This is a genomic window from Arthrobacter sp. SAFR-044 (genome assembly GCF_059414985.1).
Genome location: NZ_JBPFDN010000006.1, coordinates 53,785 through 70,775 on the forward strand (window position 1 = coordinate 53,785; position 16,991 = coordinate 70,775).

Sequence of the window (16,991 nt, forward strand, 5' to 3'; positions counted from 1 at the left end):
CTGGAATCGGTGACCGGCCGTGTGGCTTGGAGCAACGGAGGAGGGCAACCCTTGGATGAAACCGCGAAGGCCCGGGGCACCGTAACGGCCGAGTTCGCGGTGGCGCTCCCGGCAGTGCTGGCACTACTGGCCATGCTGCTTGCCGGAGCCGCTGCAGGCACGACGCAACTGCGGATCGAAGAAGGAGCCCGGGCCGGCGCCAGGGCCCTGGCCCGGGGCGACAACCCCGCGGCGGTTGAACGGACCGTCAGGACGCTCGCCGGCAGCTCGGCAGTTGCATCAGTTGCCGCCGACGGCGAATGGTTCAGCGTCACCGTGACCGACCGGGTGGCTGGTCCCCTGGGCTCCTCCATTCCGTGGACCCTCACCGCCCGCGCCTCCACGCGCAGCGAGACTCCGGGGACTGCTGCTGCAGGCGGCGCCGCAGGTCAGGCCGGCGCCGGGGGCGCCAGATGATGGATCGCGACGGGCTGCGACACCCCATGATCTGGACCAGATGCCCCAACACAGGGCCCGGTCGCCCTGCCGCCGGGCGATGGCAGCGCACGGCAACGCGGGCTGGCCCTGCTCACGGGCAGTGCAGGCAACGCGGTGCGGATGGCCACGAACGGGGGTCGGGGACGGTCCTTGCCGCAGGGCTGTCCCTGGTGGTCATGATGGCGATGGCCGTCATGTTGCTGCTGGCCCAGTCAGCCGTGCTCGCAAGCAGGGCGGCAGCGGCAGCCGACCTGGCAGCCCTTGCCGGGGCGGATGCCCTTCGCGGCATCACCACGGGGGAGCCCTGCACGGTCGCCGCGGAAGTGGCGGCCCGCCACGCCGCCACGGTCCTCAGTTGCTCCGAGGGTTCGGGGCAGACGATCGAGGTACGCACCGAGCTCGGCGAGCGCCCGCTGCTGGGCGCCGCGACCGGACGTGCCCGGGCGGGTCCGCCGCCATAGGGGCAGCGCCGCCGGGACAGGACACGAGCACATGCGCACACTGTCGCAAGGGGGACGGCGCGCCAAAGAGGGGCAGGGCCATACAGATCAGGGCCATAGGACGGGTCCATAGGACGGGGCCGCCCAGGGACAAGGCCCGTGGCGGGTATCAGCTCCTGGCTTCCAGATCCACCGGCGTGGCTTCCGTGGCGTCCTTGAGCAGCACGTCAAGCAGGGTCACGGCGGCGGCCTTGTCCAGCGGATTGTTCTTGTTGCCGCATTTGGGGGACTGCACGCAGGACGGGCAGCCGGCCTCGCACTCGCAGGCCTTGATGGCATCGCGGGTTGCTGCCAGCCAGACCATGGCTTTGTCGAATCCCCGCTCGGCAAAGCCGGCTCCGCCAGGGTGCCCGTCATACACAAAGATGGTGGGCACCCCGGTGTCGGCGTGCAGGGCAGTGGACACGCCGCCGATGTCCCACCGGTCGCTGGATGCCACCAGCGGCAGGAGTCCTATCGCGGCGTGCTCCGCGGCATGCAGGGCGCCCGGGAACTGCGCTTCGATGAGGCCCGCCCCAGTCAACGAGCGGTTGTCCACCACGAACCACACCGCCTTGGTGAAGAGCTCCCGTGCACCCAGTTCCAGCGGCTCCTCGCCCAGGACCTCATTGGAAATCAGGGCCTTGCGCTGGAAGGAGACAACCTGCGTGGTCACCTTCACGTCGCCGAAGTGCACGGTCACATCGCCCCACTGCATGGTCCGCAGGGTGTCCAGGACTTCGATCTGGGTTACATCCCGTGCTGTGGTGTAGTAGTCGGGGTTGGCCCGGCGGACCATGACGCAGTGGTCGTCTTCGTTCAGGTCCTCCACCACGTAGGTGTCGCCCTGATGGACGTACACCGCTCCGGTGTGGGCTTGGTAGTGCGTTTGAGGCGAATCCATGGTTCCCAGGAGGGAACCGGTCTCTGCGTCGACGATGCTGACGGGTCCGCCGCCGTCTGCCCTCAGGTTGACCATTGCCGCCGCGCTCTGCGAGTGGGTCCAGAACCAGCCGGCGGGGCGCCGGCGGAGGTAGCCTTGCGCCACCAGCCGATCCAGGAGCATTTCAGCGGTCGGCCCAAAAAGGTCCAGCTCGGCAGGTCCCAGGGGAAGTTCAGCGGCCGCTGCGCACAGGTGCGGTCCCAGCACATAGGGGTTGGAGGGGTCAAAGACCGTAGCCTCCACCGACACGTCGAAGATGGCTTCGGGATGGTTCACCAGGAACGTGTCCAGCGGATCGTCGCTGGCCACAAACGCCGCAATGGCATCCTGGCCCGCCCGGCCGGCCCTGCCGATCTGCTGGAACAGTGATGCCCGGGTGCCGGGCCAGCCTGCCACCAGCACTGCATCCAGGCCGGAGATGTCGATTCCCAGCTCCAACGCAGACGTGCTGGAAACGCCCAGCAGCTGGCCCGAACGCAAGGCTTTCTCCACCGCCCGGCGTTCCTCCGGAAGGTACCCCGAACGGTACGCGGCCACCCGTTGCGGGAGGCTCGGATCCACCTCGTCAAGGAGGCGCTTGGTAATGGCGGAGATGGTCTCCGCGCCGCGGCGGGACTTGATGAAGGCGATGGTGCGGACCCGTGCTGATACCAGGTTGGCCAGCAGGTCAGAGGTTTCGGCAACGGCCGTGCGCCGCTCCTTGGCTCCGTTCTCGCCCCTCACGTCGGTCAGCGCCGGTTCCCACAGTGCCACGGTGGTGGCCCCGTGGGGGGAGCAGTCGCGGGACACTGCCTTGACGGGCGCACCGATGAGGCGGGAGAAGGAGACATCGGGCTCGGATGCGGTGGCGGAGGCAGCGATGAACACTGGCTCGGGGAACGTGGTTCCCGCACCGTAGTAGGCGCAGATCCGGCGGAGACGCCGCATCAGGTTGGCCACGTGTGAACCGAACACGCCCCGGTAGCTGTGCGCCTCATCAACGATGACGTAGCGAAGCCGGCGGAAGAAAGCTGCCCACCACGCATGGTTGGGAAGGATGCCGAAGTGCAGCATGTCCGGGTTGGCCAGGATGAAGTTGGCGTGGTCCCGGATCCACCGGCGGGCGGAGGGATCGGTGTCGCCGTCGTAGGTTTCCGCCCGGACCGTGGGCAGCTTCAGGGCGCGGATGGCATTCAGCTGGTCGGCCGCCAGCGCCTTGGTGGGGGAGAGGTAAAGGGTGACGGCGCCGTCGTCGTGAATCCTGCCCGGGTCCGCGAGCACGCGCAGTTCGGACCGGTGGATCGCATCCAGCGAGGGCAGCTGGTACGCCAGCGACTTCCCGGACGCAGTGCCGGTGGCCACCACAACATGCTCCCCAGCGTGTGCTGCATTGGCCGCGTCAACCTGGTGACGGTATGGCTCGCGGATGCCCAGCGTCCCGTACGCCGCAGCAATGTCCGGGTGCATCCACTCCGGCCAGGGCGCGTGGACTGCCTCCCGCGCCGGAATGGTGCGGACATGACGCAGCTGTTCCGGATCCGGGCCGCGGCCCAGCAAAGGAATCAGGGAGTCATGGGGGTTCACCCCACCATTCTTTCATCCGCTGCAGGACCGCATGCCCGCGGTTCGCCCAAGGGAAAACCGTACGGCGGTTCCGGAGCAGCAGGTTCAGCTCAGTGAGAGGTCCGCCCCGTCATGGGACGCTGACAGCATCAGGACCCGGGCCACCGTGGTCCAGCCCAGATGCGAGTAGAGCTTCTGCCCGTCCAGGGACGCCAGCAGCAGGCCGGCGCGGACATCATGCCCGAAGGCCTGGGCCGCCAGCGCCCGCATGATGAAGCTGCCCAGGCCCCTGCGCTGGAACGCCGGCTCGGTGATGATCTTGTCGAACACGGCGGTATCACCCACCACGAACACCCTGCCACTGGCCGCGAGTGTGTCTCCTGAGCGGACCTCCGCGTAATGGACGCCAGCCTGCTCGAAGGTGGACAGGCTGAGGTCGTCGTCGGAAAGCCAGGGGTCCTCGGCGTCCTGCGTCTCCATGTCCACGATCATCATCGTCTGCGAATCAGAGGTGACGTTCAGGCCCCGCCGGGCTACCAGGGCGGCATAGCGGGCGGGGTCGTTGGTGAGGATGGTCAGTACCCGGGCGGGGGATTCCGCCGTCCTGGCCGCGAGGGCGGCGAACTCGTCATCCGTGGGTTCGGACGCGAAGACTTCCCATTCCCCGCTGGTGTCAGCGCGGAGGGCAGCGGGAAATCGGCCTTCCGTGGAAGTCCGGTAGCCGCGACACCCGGCCCAGCCGGCAACCCACACTTCAAGCAGGCCAGTAATGTCTTCCACCATGGTTTGCGGGCTCATGGCATGAACAATATTCCAGCCTGATCACAAGCAACAGAGGGTGCGGAAGTGCTTATGCAATTGTGATCAGCGCCGGGGCCAGGACCTGCAGCCGCCAGGACCGGTCCGGCAGCGCAGCCGGTACCCTTAAATGCGTGGCTTTGAACAAGATTGTGCTCTTTTACGGCTTTACCCCCATTACTGACCCGGACGCCGTCCGCCTCTGGCAGCGTGCCCTGTGCGAAAAGCTTGGCCTGACCGGGCGCATCATCATTTCCAAGGACGGAATCAACGCCACGGTGGGCGGCGAAATCGGCGCCGTCAAACAGTACGTCAAGACCACCCGCGAGTACTCCGGGTTCCGGGGCATTGACGTCAAATGGTCCGACGGCGGCGCGGAGGACTTCCCGCGGCTCAGCGTTAAGGTGCGGGACGAGATTGTGTCCTTCGGCGCGCCCGGTGAGCTCAAGGTTGACGCCGACGGCGTGGTGGGCGGCGGACAGCACCTCAAGCCGGACCAGCTCCACGAGCTCGTCGAGGCCAGGAAGCAGGACGGCGAGGACGTGGTCTTCTTCGACGGCCGGAACGCCTTCGAAGCGCAGATCGGCCGGTTCAAGGACGCCGTGGTGCCCAATGTCGCCACCACCCATGACTTCATCAAGGAGCTGGAGTCCGGCAAGTACGACTCCCTCAAGGACAAACCCGTGGTGACCTACTGCACCGGAGGCATCCGCTGTGAGGTGCTCTCCAGCCTGATGGTGAACCGCGGCTTCAAAGAGGTGTACCAGCTGGACGGAGGGATCGTACGGTATGGCGAAGCCTTCAAGGACCAGGGGCTCTGGGAGGGCTCGCTGTACGTCTTTGACAAGCGCATGCACCTGGAGTTCAGCGAGGACGCCAAGACCATTGGCCAGTGCGCCCGCTGCTCGGCGCCCACCAGTAAATTCGAGAACTGCTCCAACCCGAGCTGCCGCACCCTCACGCTGTACTGCGCCGTATGCGCCGCCAGCCCGGAGACACTCCGCTGCCCGGAAGGCTGCGCGGCGGCCTGAGCCACCAGCGGGTTCAGGCAACCGGGCCGCTCAGCTGGGAACGGCCGGGCAGCCGGCGTCAGAGCCGGTGGACGCGGAACGCGTAGTTCGCGGCAGTCCTGGCCTCCACCCGGACCGTGAGGACGCTGTCCGTTGACAGGTAAATGACGTTCTCGCGGTTGATGCCGCAGCGCAGGCCCAGGTCAACCAGGGTGAGGGTCTCGGTGCGGACCGTGAAGGTCACCCGGCGCTGGCTGCGGCAGGCGATGGACAAAATGTAGGTTCCGGTTTCCAGCTCCGGCGATGAAAAGGTCCGGTCCTCCCCGGCAGCCAGGAGCCCCGCGTCGGCCTGGACCACGGGGCCGGTGGTGCCTGGAAGGGCCCGGGACACCCAGTCACCCAGCTCCGCTTCGCTGACCGGATCCTGTTGCAGCGGGTCGCGGGTAAAGGCCGGCGCCGGGGCAACGGTCGCGGTGCCCTGCGCGTTGCCGGCCCGGCCGTCGTCGTACGTATACTCACAACCGGCCAGCGCACCTGCCGCAAGCACCAGTCCAAGGGCGACGGCGGCCACGGGCTTCGGTGCCCGGGGCGCCCGTGCTGTCCCTTCGGAAAGGGGCGCGGGGGTCCCCCGCACGCTGGGCATAGTCCGACTTTAAGCCCGCAGCGGTCCGCGGGCCAGAGCCCGGACAGTGCTTAGTGCGCCGGTGCCAGCTGGTAGGCGTAGAGCAGCGGAGCGTCCACGCTCGAGCTGCTGATTTCCACCCGGCCCGCGGCGGGCAGGTTGATTTTGGTGGTCTCCTGCCGGCCGTTGCACGCGGCCCCGGCTTCTGCAATGGCTTTGCCGTCCAGGGACACAGCGAAGAAGGCCTTGCCGGTCCCTTCGCAAACCGCCGTGAGTACATAGCTGCCGGCGGGCACCCTGGCGGCTTCCTGCACGATGCGGTCCCGGTTGAGGATCTTTCCCGAATCCTGGAGCACGACACCCGCCGGTGATGATGGCAGCGCTGTGGCCCGCCACTTGGGAACATCCGCGTTCTCCACAGAGTTCGTCGGCGAACACCCCGCCACGGCCAGGCAGAGGACCGCGGCAACCACTGTCCCGGGCAGCGAACGGCGGACTGCGGCGGTTGCCGTGCGGGCGCGCGGAAAGAGGGTGAGTCGGGAAGGCATGGGACCACCGTACCCCGCAGCCACCCCGGACTAAACTTGGGCGATGCCTGGATCCCCTTATGAATTCACCGCCGGAAACACCCCCGACGCTCCCCGCAGCGACCTCCCCGCACTGCTGTCCGCCCTCGCCGCAGACCTGCGCGGGCTGGACTACACGCTCGACGGTGTGGCACGGCTGCTGGGGCCGGCGGCCTCGGCCGCGCTGAACCGGGACCAGATCATCCCCGCGCTGCTCGCCGTTGAGCATGCAGTGCAGGCTGACGACCGGGAGGTGCCGCTTGCCGCCGCCGTCCGCCTGTGGCTCCTCGCCGAGCCGCAGGAACGCCGAACGCTCGACGCCGCCCTGCCCGGTACCGGCGCGCAGGGGCTCCTGGACCTGGGGCTGGTGCAGCCCGTCCCCGGCTCCGGACTGCTCACAGCGAAGGCCGACCTGCGGCCGTACGGCTGGGATAAGAACGACGACGGCAGCGGCGGCGCGGAGCTGTGGGTGGCCAGCGACCTCGCCGCCCACCAGCAGGCGGGGGTACTCCGGCACGACCACGTCCTGGGCATCGGGCAGGCATCCACCACCCTGGTGCAGACCACCATCCGCCGCCACACCGAGCGCGCCCTGGACCTGGGGACCGGCTGCGGCATCCAGGCCTTCCACCTGCTGCACCACTGCCAGCACGTGACCGCCACCGACATTTCGGAGCGTGCGCTGGCCTATGCACGGTTCAACATCCTGCTCAACGCCGAGGCGCTCTCCGTCGACCCGGACCGCCTCGAAGACAGGGTGAGCCTGCGCCTGGGTTCACTCCTGGAGCCGGTGGCCGGGGAGGAATTCGGCCTGGTGGTGTCCAACCCGCCGTTCGTCATCACTCCGCGCAGTACCGGCGAGGACGCGGCGGACCAGTTCACCTACCGCGACGGCGGGCTGCCGGGCGACGGGATCGTGGCCTCCCTGGTGGCGGACCTGCCCACCATTCTGGGGCCTGGCGGATGGGCACAGATGCTCGGCAACTGGGAAGTCGCCAACGGCAGCAGCTGGGATGAGCGGCCGAAGTCGTGGGTGCTGCCCGGCACGGAAGCCTGGTTCATCCAGCGCGAACAGGTCAGCCCGGAACAATACGCCGAAACCTGGCTGCGGGATGCCTCCGAGTCCCGGGACCGGCAGCATTACCAGGAGGCGTATGCGGCCTACCTTGCGGACTTCGCCTCAAGGAATGTCGACGGCATCGGCTTCGGCATGGTCTGGCTGCGCCGCCCCGCCGACGGCCGCCCTGCCGCCATCAGCCGCTTCGAGGAAATCACCTACCCCATCGAACAGCCCATCGGCCCCCACCTGGGCGCCGCCGTCGAACGCAGCGACTGGCTCGCTGCCCATGACCTTGCCGGCACGCACCTGCTCGTGGCTGACGACGTCACAGAGGAGCGCCACCAGCGTCCCGGCGCCGAGCACCCGGGCGTGATACTGCTCCGTCAAGGTGCCGGGCTGCGGCGCACCAACCTCATGAGCACCGAGCTGGCCGGCTTTGTGTCCGCATGCGACGGCGACCTCACCGCCGGGCAGATCGCCGGGGCTTTGGAGGCCCTCCTGGGCGGTGGCGAGGGGTTCGACGCCGGGACCTTCCAGGGTGCGTTGCTCGCCGACGTGGCCAACCTGGTCCGTGACGGCTTCCTCGTCCCGGCCTGAATTCCCGCCCGGCCGCAAGCCCCCTCAAGCCCTCAACAGAGCCCCGTCTTTTCCACATGAATGCGCACGATTCCCCAAAATATGGTGAACTAGGCGAACATGGGCTCATCTGCCCCAGCAACCTTTTTCTGTAGGAGCACCGTGCCAAGCAAGGCCAAAACCGGCAAGAAACTCGTGATTGTGGAGTCTCCGGCCAAGAGCAAGACCATCGCCAAGTACCTCGGCGAGGGCTTCATCGTAGAGGCCTCCATTGGTCACATCCGCGACCTGCCGCAGCCGTCCGAACTCCCTGCCGAGCTGAAGAAAACCTCCGTCGGCAAGTTCGCCGTCGACATCGAACACGACTTCAAGCCCTACTACGTGGTGTCCCCGGACAAGAAGAAAAAGGTTACTGAGCTCAAAGCTGCGCTCAAGGACGCCGACGAACTCTATCTCGCAACCGATGGGGACCGCGAGGGCGAGGCCATCGCGTGGCACCTGCTGGAAGTGCTCAAGCCCAAGGTTCCGGTGTACCGGATGACGTTCGGCGAAATCACCAAGGAAGCCATCCAGCGCGCGATGGGCAACCTGCGCGACGTGGACCAGGACCTGGTGGACGCCCAGGAAACCCGCCGTGTCCTGGACCGCCTCTACGGCTACGAAATCTCACCCGTGCTGTGGCGCAAGGTGGCCCGCGGGCTGTCCGCCGGGCGCGTGCAGTCAGTGGTCACCCGCATGGTGGTGGACCGCGAACGCGAACGCATGGCCTTCAAGGCTGCCTCCTACTGGGACTTGACCGGCCAGTTCGGCGCCGAATCAGGCTCGTTCAAGGCCAAGCTTGCCGCCGTGGACGGTGCCAAGGTGGCCAGCGGCCGTGACTTCAACGACGACGGCGTGCTCACCTCCAAGAACGTTGCACACCTTAACGAGGAGCTGGCAACCTCGCTGGCAGCAGGGCTGCAGAAGGCTGACTTCCGGGTCCGCTCTGTCGATACCAAGCCGTACACCCGCCGCCCGGCCGCGCCCTTCACCACCTCCACGCTGCAGCAGGAGGCGGGGCGCAAGCTGCGGTTCTCCTCGAAGAGCACCATGCAGGTGGCGCAGCGCCTCTACGAAAACGGCTACATCACCTATATGCGTACGGACTCGTCCGCGCTGAGCGACGAAGCCGTCACCGCTGCCCGGCGGCAGGCTTCCGAGCTGTACGGCCCGGAGTACATCCCGGGATCTCCGCGGGTCTACTCCAACAAGGCGGCCAACGCGCAGGAAGCGCACGAGGCCATCCGTCCCGCCGGTGACTCGTTCCGCACCCCCGCCCAGGTGGCAAAGCAGCTCTCCGGCGACGAATTCCGGCTCTACGAGCTGATTTGGAAGCGGACCGTCGCCTCCCAGATGGCTGATGCCAAGGGCTCGACGGCGACCATCCGGCTGGGTGCCGTGGCCGCCGACGGGCGGGACGCCGAGTTCTCCGCCTCCGGCACCGTTATCACGTTCCCCGGCTTCCTTGCCGCTTACGAGGAAGGCAAGGACGAGACCCGGGGCGACGACGACTCCGACGAAGGACGCCGCCTGCCCAACGTGGCCAAGGACGACTCCCTCACGGCCGCGGACATCCAGGCCGTGGGCCACGAGACCTCCCCGCCGCCCCGGTACACGGAAGCGTCACTGACAGCGGAACTGGAGAAGAAGGGGATCGGCCGCCCGTCCACCTACGCCTCCACCATCCAGGACCGAGGCTACGTCCGGAAGCAGGGTTCGGCCCTGGTGCCCAGCTGGATTGCCTTCTCGGTGATCCGGCTCCTGGAGCAGCATTTCTCCGATTACGTGGATTACGAGTTCACCGCCGACATGGAAGGCGACCTGGACAAGATCGCCAACGGCCAGGAAGCCGGTGCCTCCTGGCTGCGGCACTTCTACTTCGGCGAGGATTCCGATCCCGGCCTGCTGAGCATCGTCAACAACCTGGGCGAGATCGACGCCCGGGAAATCAACTCGATCCCCATCACCGACGAGATCACCCTCCGGGTGGGCAAGTTCGGTCCGTACCTGGAAAGTTCTGCCGCCGTGGTGGACCCGAAGACGGGCGAAATCGTGGAATCGGCGCGCGCCAACGTGCCCGAGGACCTAGCGCCGGACGAGCTGACGGCGGCCAAGGCCATCGAACTGATGGAGACGGCTGCGCCTGAGGAACGCGTGCTCGGCAGCGATCCGCACACGGGACACACAGTGGTGGCCAAGAACGGCCGGTACGGCGCCTACGTCACCGAGATCATCCCGGAGATGACCGACGAGGAACTGGCCAACCAGCCGGTGGAGTACTACAAGAACGGCAAGCCCAAGCCGCCCAAGAAGCCGGTCAAGGCCAAGCCGCGCACGGGTTCGCTTTTCAAGTCCATGACGGTTGAGTCCGTGACCCTGGATGAGGCGCTACAGCTCATGAGCCTGCCCCGGGCGCTGGGGGAGGACGCGGAGGGCAACCTGATCACGGTCCAGAACGGCCGGTTCGGGCCCTACCTGAAGAAGGGGACCGACTCCCGCTCCATCGGCTCGGAAGAGGAAATCTTCACCATCACCCTGGAGCAGGCCCTGGAGATCTACTCGCAGCCCAAGCAGCGCGGCGCCCGTGCCGCGGTGCCGCCGCTGGCGGAGTTCGGCCCGGACCCGGTGTCCGAGAAGAACATCGTGGTGAAGGAGGGTCGGTTTGGCCCCTACATCACGGACGGCATCACCAACATCACAGTTCCCCGCGCCACCTCCCTGGAGGAACTCACGCGGGAACAGGCTGTGGAGTTGCTGGCCGAGAAGCGCGCCAAGGGCCCCGTCAAGCGGACCGCCACCCGCAAGGCGCCTGCCAAGAAGAAGGCAACGGCCAAGAAGTAGCCGTGTGGCCGGCACGTTTGCGCCGGCCACCGTATCGTGATCGGCTAGGTGTATGACTGAACAGCCCGCGCACACGGACCTTTCCCCGCTCAACGACCTTGAGGAGAAGCTCGCCACCGGCGGACAGCCTGAGGCGAACCCCGTGGACGTCATCCTGTCGTTCCTCAACAGCGAGGTCTACATCATCAGCTCGGACGCCGTGGAGGGCATCGACTCCCAGGTGGAGCCCCTGGTCCTTGCCAACGCCGACGGCGACCCCGTCCTTGCCGTTTTCTCGCACCCCAGCAGGGTGGACCAGCAGTACCTGGAAGCCGCTCCCAACGTGCTGGGCACGCAGGGCGCTGCCATCATCGCCAACATCGGCGAGGAGCTGGGCATGGTGATCAACCCCGGTGCAGCCTACGGTTTCGAGATCAACCCGGAAGGCGTTGCCAACATCAAGCGCGACTTCAAGCGCGCTGACGAGCAATAATGTCCCCATGCGTCTAGGCGTCCTTGATATCGGGTCCAATACTGTCCATTTGCTCCTGGTGGATGCCCACCCGGGCGCCCAGCCGGTCCCTTTCGCTTCCCATAAGCGGCCGCTGTCCCTGGTGCAGTACCTCGAACCGGACGGCAGCATCAGCGACGAGGGACAGCATGAGCTGACCGAGTTCGTGCTGGAAGCCTGGGAGTTCGCGGCCCGGCACAAAGCGGAGGACCTGCTGGCCTTCTGTACGTCAGCCATCCGTGAGGCCACCAACGGTCCCGCCGTCCTGGCCCGGGTCAAGCACGAAACCACCGTGACCCTGCAGGAACTCACGGGCAGTGAAGAAGCGTCCATGACGTTTTTTGCGGTACGGCGCTGGCACGGCTGGGGAGCCGGTCCCATCCTGAACCTGGACATCGGCGGCGGCTCCTTTGAAATGGCCTTCGGCCAGGACGAGCTTCCGGAAGTCGCCACCTCGGTGCCGCTGGGTGCCAGCAGGCTCACCAGGGACTGGCTTCCCGAAGACCCGCCGTCGGCCAAGAGCGTCAAGGAACTCCGGCGCTACATCAGGGCCACGCTCAAGCCTGCGGTCCGCGAATTCGACGGCCTGGGCCGGGCAAACGTGGTGGCCGGCACCTCCAAGACCTTCCGTTCCCTGGCCCGGATCGCCGGAGCCGCTCCCAGCGCCGAAGGCCCGTACGTCAAGCGGGAGCTGCACGCCTCGGACCTGGGCATCTGGACCCAGCGGATCTCGGCCATGAGTTCCGAAGACCGGCTGCACCTGCCCGGCGTCTCCGAGGCGCGGGCCCACCAGCTCCTTGCCGGCGCTTTGGTGGCCGAAGCTGCGTTGGAAATGTTCAAGTTCAAGAAGCTGCGGATTTGCCCATGGGCGCTGCGTGAAGGACTGATCCTGCGCCGCCTGGACCAGTTGGTGTTCGCCGGACCCCTGGAGCCCGCGCCCCATGTGGCCGCCTCCCGGACAGTCGACGCAACAGTCTAGCCATGGGCATGCTGCCTGGTCTGCAGCCGGCTAGTCAGCCAGTCGGGCGGTTAAAAGCGGAAGCACCGGGGCCGGCAACAGGAAAATGGGGGAAAACCTGCTGCCGTGCCACCGGTGCCCTGGCAGGCATCCCCATGCCTGCCGCATCACTCGCACCCTCAATGAGGTAATAACTACGTTAGGACCCTAAGTTGTGTGCGGGCTGCGCTGAAGATGGGAGTTGCCTGTGAATGCCTCCCAACTGCAATGATGGAGGCATGAGCAACCGAATCGCATTCCTTGGCTGTGGATCCATGAACGAAGCCATTCTTGGCGGCCTGCTGGAGGCGGGGAAGGATCCCGGGGATGTTGTGGCCACGGTCCGCCGCGCTGAACGCGCCGCGGAACTGGCCGAGCGGTACCACGGGATCACCGCCATTGCCGGTGAGGAAGAGCCTGACAACAACAAGCAGGCCGCCAAGGGGTCCGCTGTGGTCATCCTTGGCGTCAAGCCGGTGGGCATCACGGATCTGGCCCGGGAAATCAGCCCTGCCCTTTCGCCTGGCACGGTGGTGGTCAGCGTGGCTGCCGCCGTGTCCATCGCGCAACTGGAGGCCGCACTCCCTGCAGGGCAGCCGGTGATCCGGACCATGCCCAACACCCCCGCAAAGCTGGGCCGCGGTGTCGTTTCCGTCTCGCCCGGCACGCACTGCACCCCGGAACAGCTCCAGATGGTCAAGGACATGCTGCAGGGCGCCGGGACCGTCGTTGAGGTCCCCGAGGAGCAGGTGGACGCCCTCTCGGCCATCAGCGGCTCCGGCCCCGCCTACGCGTTCTACCTTGCCGAGGCCATGGCGTCGGCAGGGGAGGAACTGGGCCTGGACCGGGAGCTGTCGCTGCTGCTGGCCCGCGAAACCGTGGCCGGGGCCGGGCTCATGCTGGCCGAGCCCGGAGCCGATCCTGCAGCGCTCCGCAAGGCCGTCACCAGCCCCAACGGCACCACGGAACGCGCCATCGCCACCTTTGACGAACAGGGCATCCCGGCCATCATCGCCGCGGGCGCCAAGGCGGCAGCGGACCGGGCGGCGGAGATCACCAGGCAGCTCGGCTAACGCTTCGAGGGGACTACGGCCGGGCGGCGAACCTCTCCAGCAGGTCCACGTGGCCGGAGACGATCAGCATGTCCCGTGAGGACACTTTGGTCTCCGGGCGGGCGTAGGTGAAGTCCTCACCCGGGGACTTCACGCCCACGATCGTCACGCCGTACTTTGACCGGACCTTTGACTCATCCAGGGTGAAGCCCACCGTTTCGCGCGGCGGGTACATTTTGACGATGGCAAAGTCGTCGTCGAACTCGATGAAGTCCAGCATGCGTCCGGAGACCAGGTGGGCAGCGCGGACACCGGCGTCGGCCTCGGGGTAAATGACGTGGTTCGCGCCGATCCGGGTGAGGATCTTGCCGTGGGAAGGCGTGATGGCCTTGACCCAGAGGTGCTCGATGCCCAGGTCCACCAGGTTCACGGTGATCAGCACCGATGACTCAATGGAGGTGCCCACCCCCACGACGGCAGAGCTGAACTCCTGCGCGCCGAGCTGGCGGAGAGCGTCGATGTTGGTGGCGTCAGCCTCCACTACGTGGGTCAGCAGGGGTGCCCATTTCTGCACCAGGTTCCGGTCCCGTTCGATGGCGAGCACTTCCCGGCCCTGCTTGACCAGCTGCTCCGCGGTGGATGATCCGAAGCGGCCCAGCCCGATCACCAGTACCGGGGCGTTGTGGGCGGGGCGCCGGGGGGCGTCTGTGGAACTAGCCAATGATCGGCCTCTCTTCGGGGTAGTGGTACAACTGGCTGCGCTGGCGCAGGGCCAGCGCAGCGGCGAGGGTTACGGTGCCCACGCGGCCGGCGAACATGAGGGCCGTGAGGACGTAAACGCCCTCGGGCGGCACCTCGGCGCTGAGGCCGGTGCTCAGGCCAACCGTGGCAAAGGCCGAAATCGTCTCGAACAGTACCCGGTCCAGTGACGCGCCGCTGAACTGCAGGAGCAGGAAGGCGGAGACGGAAACCAGGGTGGCGCCGGCAACGATCACCGAGATGGCCACCCGCATGGTTCCCTGCGGAATGGTCCGGCCGTACACCTTCACGTCGGCGTCGCCGCGGGCCTCGGCAACAATGGCCAGGAACATCACGGCGATGGTGGTCACCTTGATGCCGCCCGCCGTCGACGCCGACCCGCCCCCGGCGAACATCAGCGCGTCGGTCAGCAGCTTGGTGGTGGATTCCATGTGATTCTGGTCCACCAGGTTGAAGCCACCCGAACGCGTCATGACGGAGGCAAACAGGGAATGGGTGATCTTGTCACCCAGGCCCATCGGTCCGATGGTCCGGGCGTTGTCCCACTCCATCAGGGCCCACAGGAAGGTGCCCGCGGCGAGCAGGATGAGGGACACCTGGATGGTGAGCTTGGTGTGGAGGTTCCATTTCTTCCAGTTCAGCCCGTTCTGCTGCAGCACCATCACCACGGGAAAGCCCAGGCTGCCCAGGAAGACGCCCACCATCAGGGGAATGAGGATCCACAGGTCCGTCTCGTAGGGCACGATGCCGTCGGAGTGCGGCGTGAAGCCGGCGTTGTTGAACGATGAAATGGCGTAGAAGACACCGTGCCAGACAGACTGCCAGAACGGTTCGCCCAAGGTGAGGAAGCGGGGGATCAATGTCAGCGCCAGAATGCCTTCGATGACCACTGACGTAGTGATGACGATCCGCAGCAGCGTGCCCACTTCGCCCAGGCGGCCGGCGTTGTTCATGGACTCCGCGGCGATGATCTTGCCGCGCACGCCCAGCCGCTTGCTCACCATGAGCGCCAGCAGCGAGGCGAGGGTCAAGGTGCCCAAGCCGCCGATGAAGATGCCCACCAGGATTACCAGCTGGCCGAAGAAGGACCAGTGGACCGCCGTCGACACCACCGTGAGTCCCGTGACGCACACTGCCGAAACGGCCGTGAACAGTGCTTGGTGGACAGGGGTGGGAGTTCCATCCGCCGAGGCGACCGGCAGGGACAGCAGGAAAGTAAACACCGTGCAGACAGCGGCGAACGCCGTCAGTGCCAGCCGTGCGGGGGAGGTGTTGGCAATATCGTCAATGAAGTCGCGCAGCCGCGTGAAGATCCAGAGGCCCTCCCGCTCCTGCGCCGGGGGGTGCCAGGGGGCCGGGGTCCGGGGCCGCGACTGGCTTTGCGTCATGTGTGGCTTTTCCTCGGTTGAAACGGCTTCCCTCAGTAGTAAACCACTAAAGCCTGCGTCATGGCCGGGCCGGGGGCAGTGCGGGCTCGGGTAGCCTGTGATTGATGACATACCTGCCCGGACTCAGCCAGCCCGCGCCGCCAACGATGGTGGCGTGGAGTCCTGACATGACAGCTTACAACTTCGGTCCGGGCCACCCCATGGCGCCGGAACGGATGGACCTGACGGCGCGCCTGTCCCGCAGCCTGGGGCTCTTCGACCTGGACCACGTTGAGCTGGCAGCGCCCGAGGTGGCGTCCGACGCGGAGCTGGAGTCAGTCCACTCGGCTGATTATGTTGCAGCAGTCCGCCGGGTCAGTGCGGACCCCTCCCGGCCGGATGAAGCGCGCGGGCTGGGAACCGAGGACGATCCGGCGTTCGCCGGCATGCATGAGGCCGCCGCCCGCCTGGCCGGCGGCTCGCTGCTGGCGGCCCAGCACCTGCTGGATGGCTCGGCCGTGCACGCGGTGAATTTTGGCGGCGGCATGCACCACGCCGCCCGGGAGCGCGCCAGCGGATTCTGCATCTACAACGACGCCGCCCTCGCCGTGCAAAAGCTGCTCGACGGCGGCGTGCCCAAGGTGGCCTACATCGACGTCGATGCCCACCACGGGGACGGCACCCAGAACATCTTCTGGGACGATCCCCGGGTCCTCACGCTCTCGCTGCATGAGACGGGGCTGACCCTTTTTCCCGGGACCGGCTTCGCGAACGAGATCGGTGGCCCCGCAGCGGAAGGGACTGCGGTGAATGTCGCCTTGCCCGCAGGCACATCCGACGCCGGCTGGCTGCGCGCTTTCTACGCCGTGGTGCCGCAACTCGTGGGGGCATTCGAACCGGACGTCATCGTGAGCCAGCACGGCTGCGATTCGCACCGCAGCGACCCCCTCACGCACCTCAACCTCAGTGTGGACGGACAGCGCGAGGCCGCGAACGCCGTCGGGCATCTGGCAGAGCGCTACTGCGGCGGACGCTGGATCGCCACCGGCGGCGGGGGTTACAACGTGCTGGACGTGGTGCCGCGGGCGTGGAGCCATCTGGTGGCCATCGCAGCGGGCCGGCCCGTGCCGCTGCGGACGCCCGTGCCGGCGGACTGGCGGCAGTACGTCTTGGAGAAGTTCGGCACCGAGGCGCCCGCCTTCATGGGGGACGACGTGGAGCTGTGGTGGCGCTCCTGGGAGGTGGGTTTCGACCCCAACGACGCCGTTGACCGCACCGTCATGGCCACCCGGAAGGCGCTGTTTCCGCTGCACGGGCTGGACCCCTGGTTCGACTAGTCCGGCCGGAAACCCGTGCCGCCGAAATAGTTGATG

At 67.0% G+C, this 16,991-nt stretch carries 15 protein-coding genes; 9 read left to right on the forward strand and 6 right to left on the reverse strand.

Features of this window, described 5'->3' with window-relative positions; all coding sequences use genetic code 11:
* The first annotated feature begins 51 nt into the window (after positions 1–51).
* Complete coding sequence (locus tag ACR65J_RS10840; protein WP_440168558.1) at positions 52–456, forward strand: TadE family type IV pilus minor pilin; 405 nt, start codon at positions 52–54, stop codon at positions 454–456.
* A 26-nt stretch (positions 457–482) separates the two neighbouring features.
* A complete protein-coding gene (locus tag ACR65J_RS10845; protein WP_440168560.1) occupies positions 483–938 on the forward strand; it encodes an Rv3654c family TadE-like protein in 456 nt (151 codons plus the stop codon).
* Positions 939–1,086: 148 nt separating this feature from the next.
* Here ACR65J_RS10845 and ACR65J_RS10850 read toward each other — a convergent pair whose 3' ends face one another.
* Both ACR65J_RS10850 and ACR65J_RS10855 read right to left on the reverse strand, forming a co-directional pair.
* The gene (locus ACR65J_RS10850) at positions 1,087–3,462 is read right to left on the reverse strand and encodes a DEAD/DEAH box helicase (protein WP_440168562.1); all 2,376 of its coding nucleotides are present in this window, start codon (positions 3,460–3,462) and stop codon (positions 1,087–1,089) included.
* An 84-nt stretch (positions 3,463–3,546) separates the two neighbouring features.
* Positions 3,547–4,239 carry a GNAT family N-acetyltransferase gene (locus tag ACR65J_RS10855; protein WP_440168564.1) on the reverse strand — a complete coding sequence of 231 codons (693 nt, stop codon included), beginning with the start codon at positions 4,237–4,239 and terminating at the stop codon, positions 3,547–3,549.
* A gap of 134 nt (positions 4,240–4,373) precedes the next feature.
* On the opposite strand from ACR65J_RS10855, the gene trhO reads away from it, so the two are divergent.
* Positions 4,374–5,270, forward strand: coding sequence for an oxygen-dependent tRNA uridine(34) hydroxylase TrhO (gene trhO / locus ACR65J_RS10860; protein ID WP_440168566.1), 897 nt, complete (start codon positions 4,374–4,376; stop codon positions 5,268–5,270).
* A 58-nt stretch (positions 5,271–5,328) separates the two neighbouring features.
* Here the strand turns inward: trhO and ACR65J_RS10865 are convergent, their stop codons facing one another.
* The gene (locus ACR65J_RS10865; protein WP_440168568.1) at positions 5,329–5,892 is read right to left on the reverse strand and encodes a DUF6023 family protein; all 564 of its coding nucleotides are present in this window, start codon (positions 5,890–5,892) and stop codon (positions 5,329–5,331) included.
* A gap of 50 nt (positions 5,893–5,942) precedes the next feature.
* A complete protein-coding gene (locus ACR65J_RS10870) occupies positions 5,943–6,419 on the reverse strand; it encodes a DUF6023 family protein (RefSeq protein WP_440168570.1) in 477 nt (158 codons plus the stop codon).
* A 43-nt stretch (positions 6,420–6,462) separates the two neighbouring features.
* On the opposite strand from ACR65J_RS10870, the gene ACR65J_RS10875 reads away from it, so the two are divergent.
* From ACR65J_RS10875 to proC, 5 genes are all read left to right on the forward strand, one after another.
* Positions 6,463–8,094, forward strand: a complete 1,632-nt coding sequence (locus ACR65J_RS10875) for a DUF7059 domain-containing protein (RefSeq protein WP_440168572.1) — start codon at positions 6,463–6,465, stop codon at positions 8,092–8,094.
* 141 nt (positions 8,095–8,235) lie between these two features.
* On the forward strand, positions 8,236–10,953 hold the full coding sequence (gene topA, locus ACR65J_RS10880; RefSeq protein WP_440168574.1) for a type I DNA topoisomerase: 2,718 nt from the start codon (positions 8,236–8,238) through the stop codon (positions 10,951–10,953).
* A gap of 52 nt (positions 10,954–11,005) precedes the next feature.
* Positions 11,006–11,425, forward strand: a complete 420-nt coding sequence (locus tag ACR65J_RS10885; RefSeq protein ID WP_440168576.1) for an SseB family protein — start codon at positions 11,006–11,008, stop codon at positions 11,423–11,425.
* A 7-nt stretch (positions 11,426–11,432) separates the two neighbouring features.
* Positions 11,433–12,422, forward strand: coding sequence for a Ppx/GppA phosphatase family protein (locus tag ACR65J_RS10890; RefSeq protein ID WP_440168578.1), 990 nt, complete (start codon positions 11,433–11,435; stop codon positions 12,420–12,422).
* 257 nt (positions 12,423–12,679) lie between these two features.
* The gene (gene proC / locus ACR65J_RS10895) at positions 12,680–13,513 is read left to right on the forward strand and encodes a pyrroline-5-carboxylate reductase (protein ID WP_440168580.1); all 834 of its coding nucleotides are present in this window, start codon (positions 12,680–12,682) and stop codon (positions 13,511–13,513) included.
* Positions 13,514–13,526: 13 nt separating this feature from the next.
* Here proC and ACR65J_RS10900 read toward each other — a convergent pair whose 3' ends face one another.
* Positions 13,527–14,213: a potassium channel family protein gene (locus ACR65J_RS10900; protein ID WP_026265713.1), complete on the reverse strand. Its 687-nt coding sequence runs from the start codon at positions 14,211–14,213 to the stop codon at positions 13,527–13,529.
* Positions 14,206–15,639 carry a TrkH family potassium uptake protein gene (locus tag ACR65J_RS10905; RefSeq protein ID WP_440168583.1) on the reverse strand — a complete coding sequence of 478 codons (1,434 nt, stop codon included), beginning with the start codon at positions 15,637–15,639 and terminating at the stop codon, positions 14,206–14,208. Before ACR65J_RS10905 ends, ACR65J_RS10900 begins: the two co-directional genes overlap by 8 nt.
* Before the next feature lie 104 nt (positions 15,640–15,743).
* Here ACR65J_RS10905 and ACR65J_RS10910 point away from each other — a divergent pair, with 104 nt between their 5' ends.
* Entirely contained in the window at positions 15,744–16,955 is a 1,212-nt protein-coding gene (locus tag ACR65J_RS10910) for an acetoin utilization protein AcuC (RefSeq protein WP_440168585.1), read from the forward strand.
* Positions 16,956–16,991: the final 36 nt, after the last annotated feature.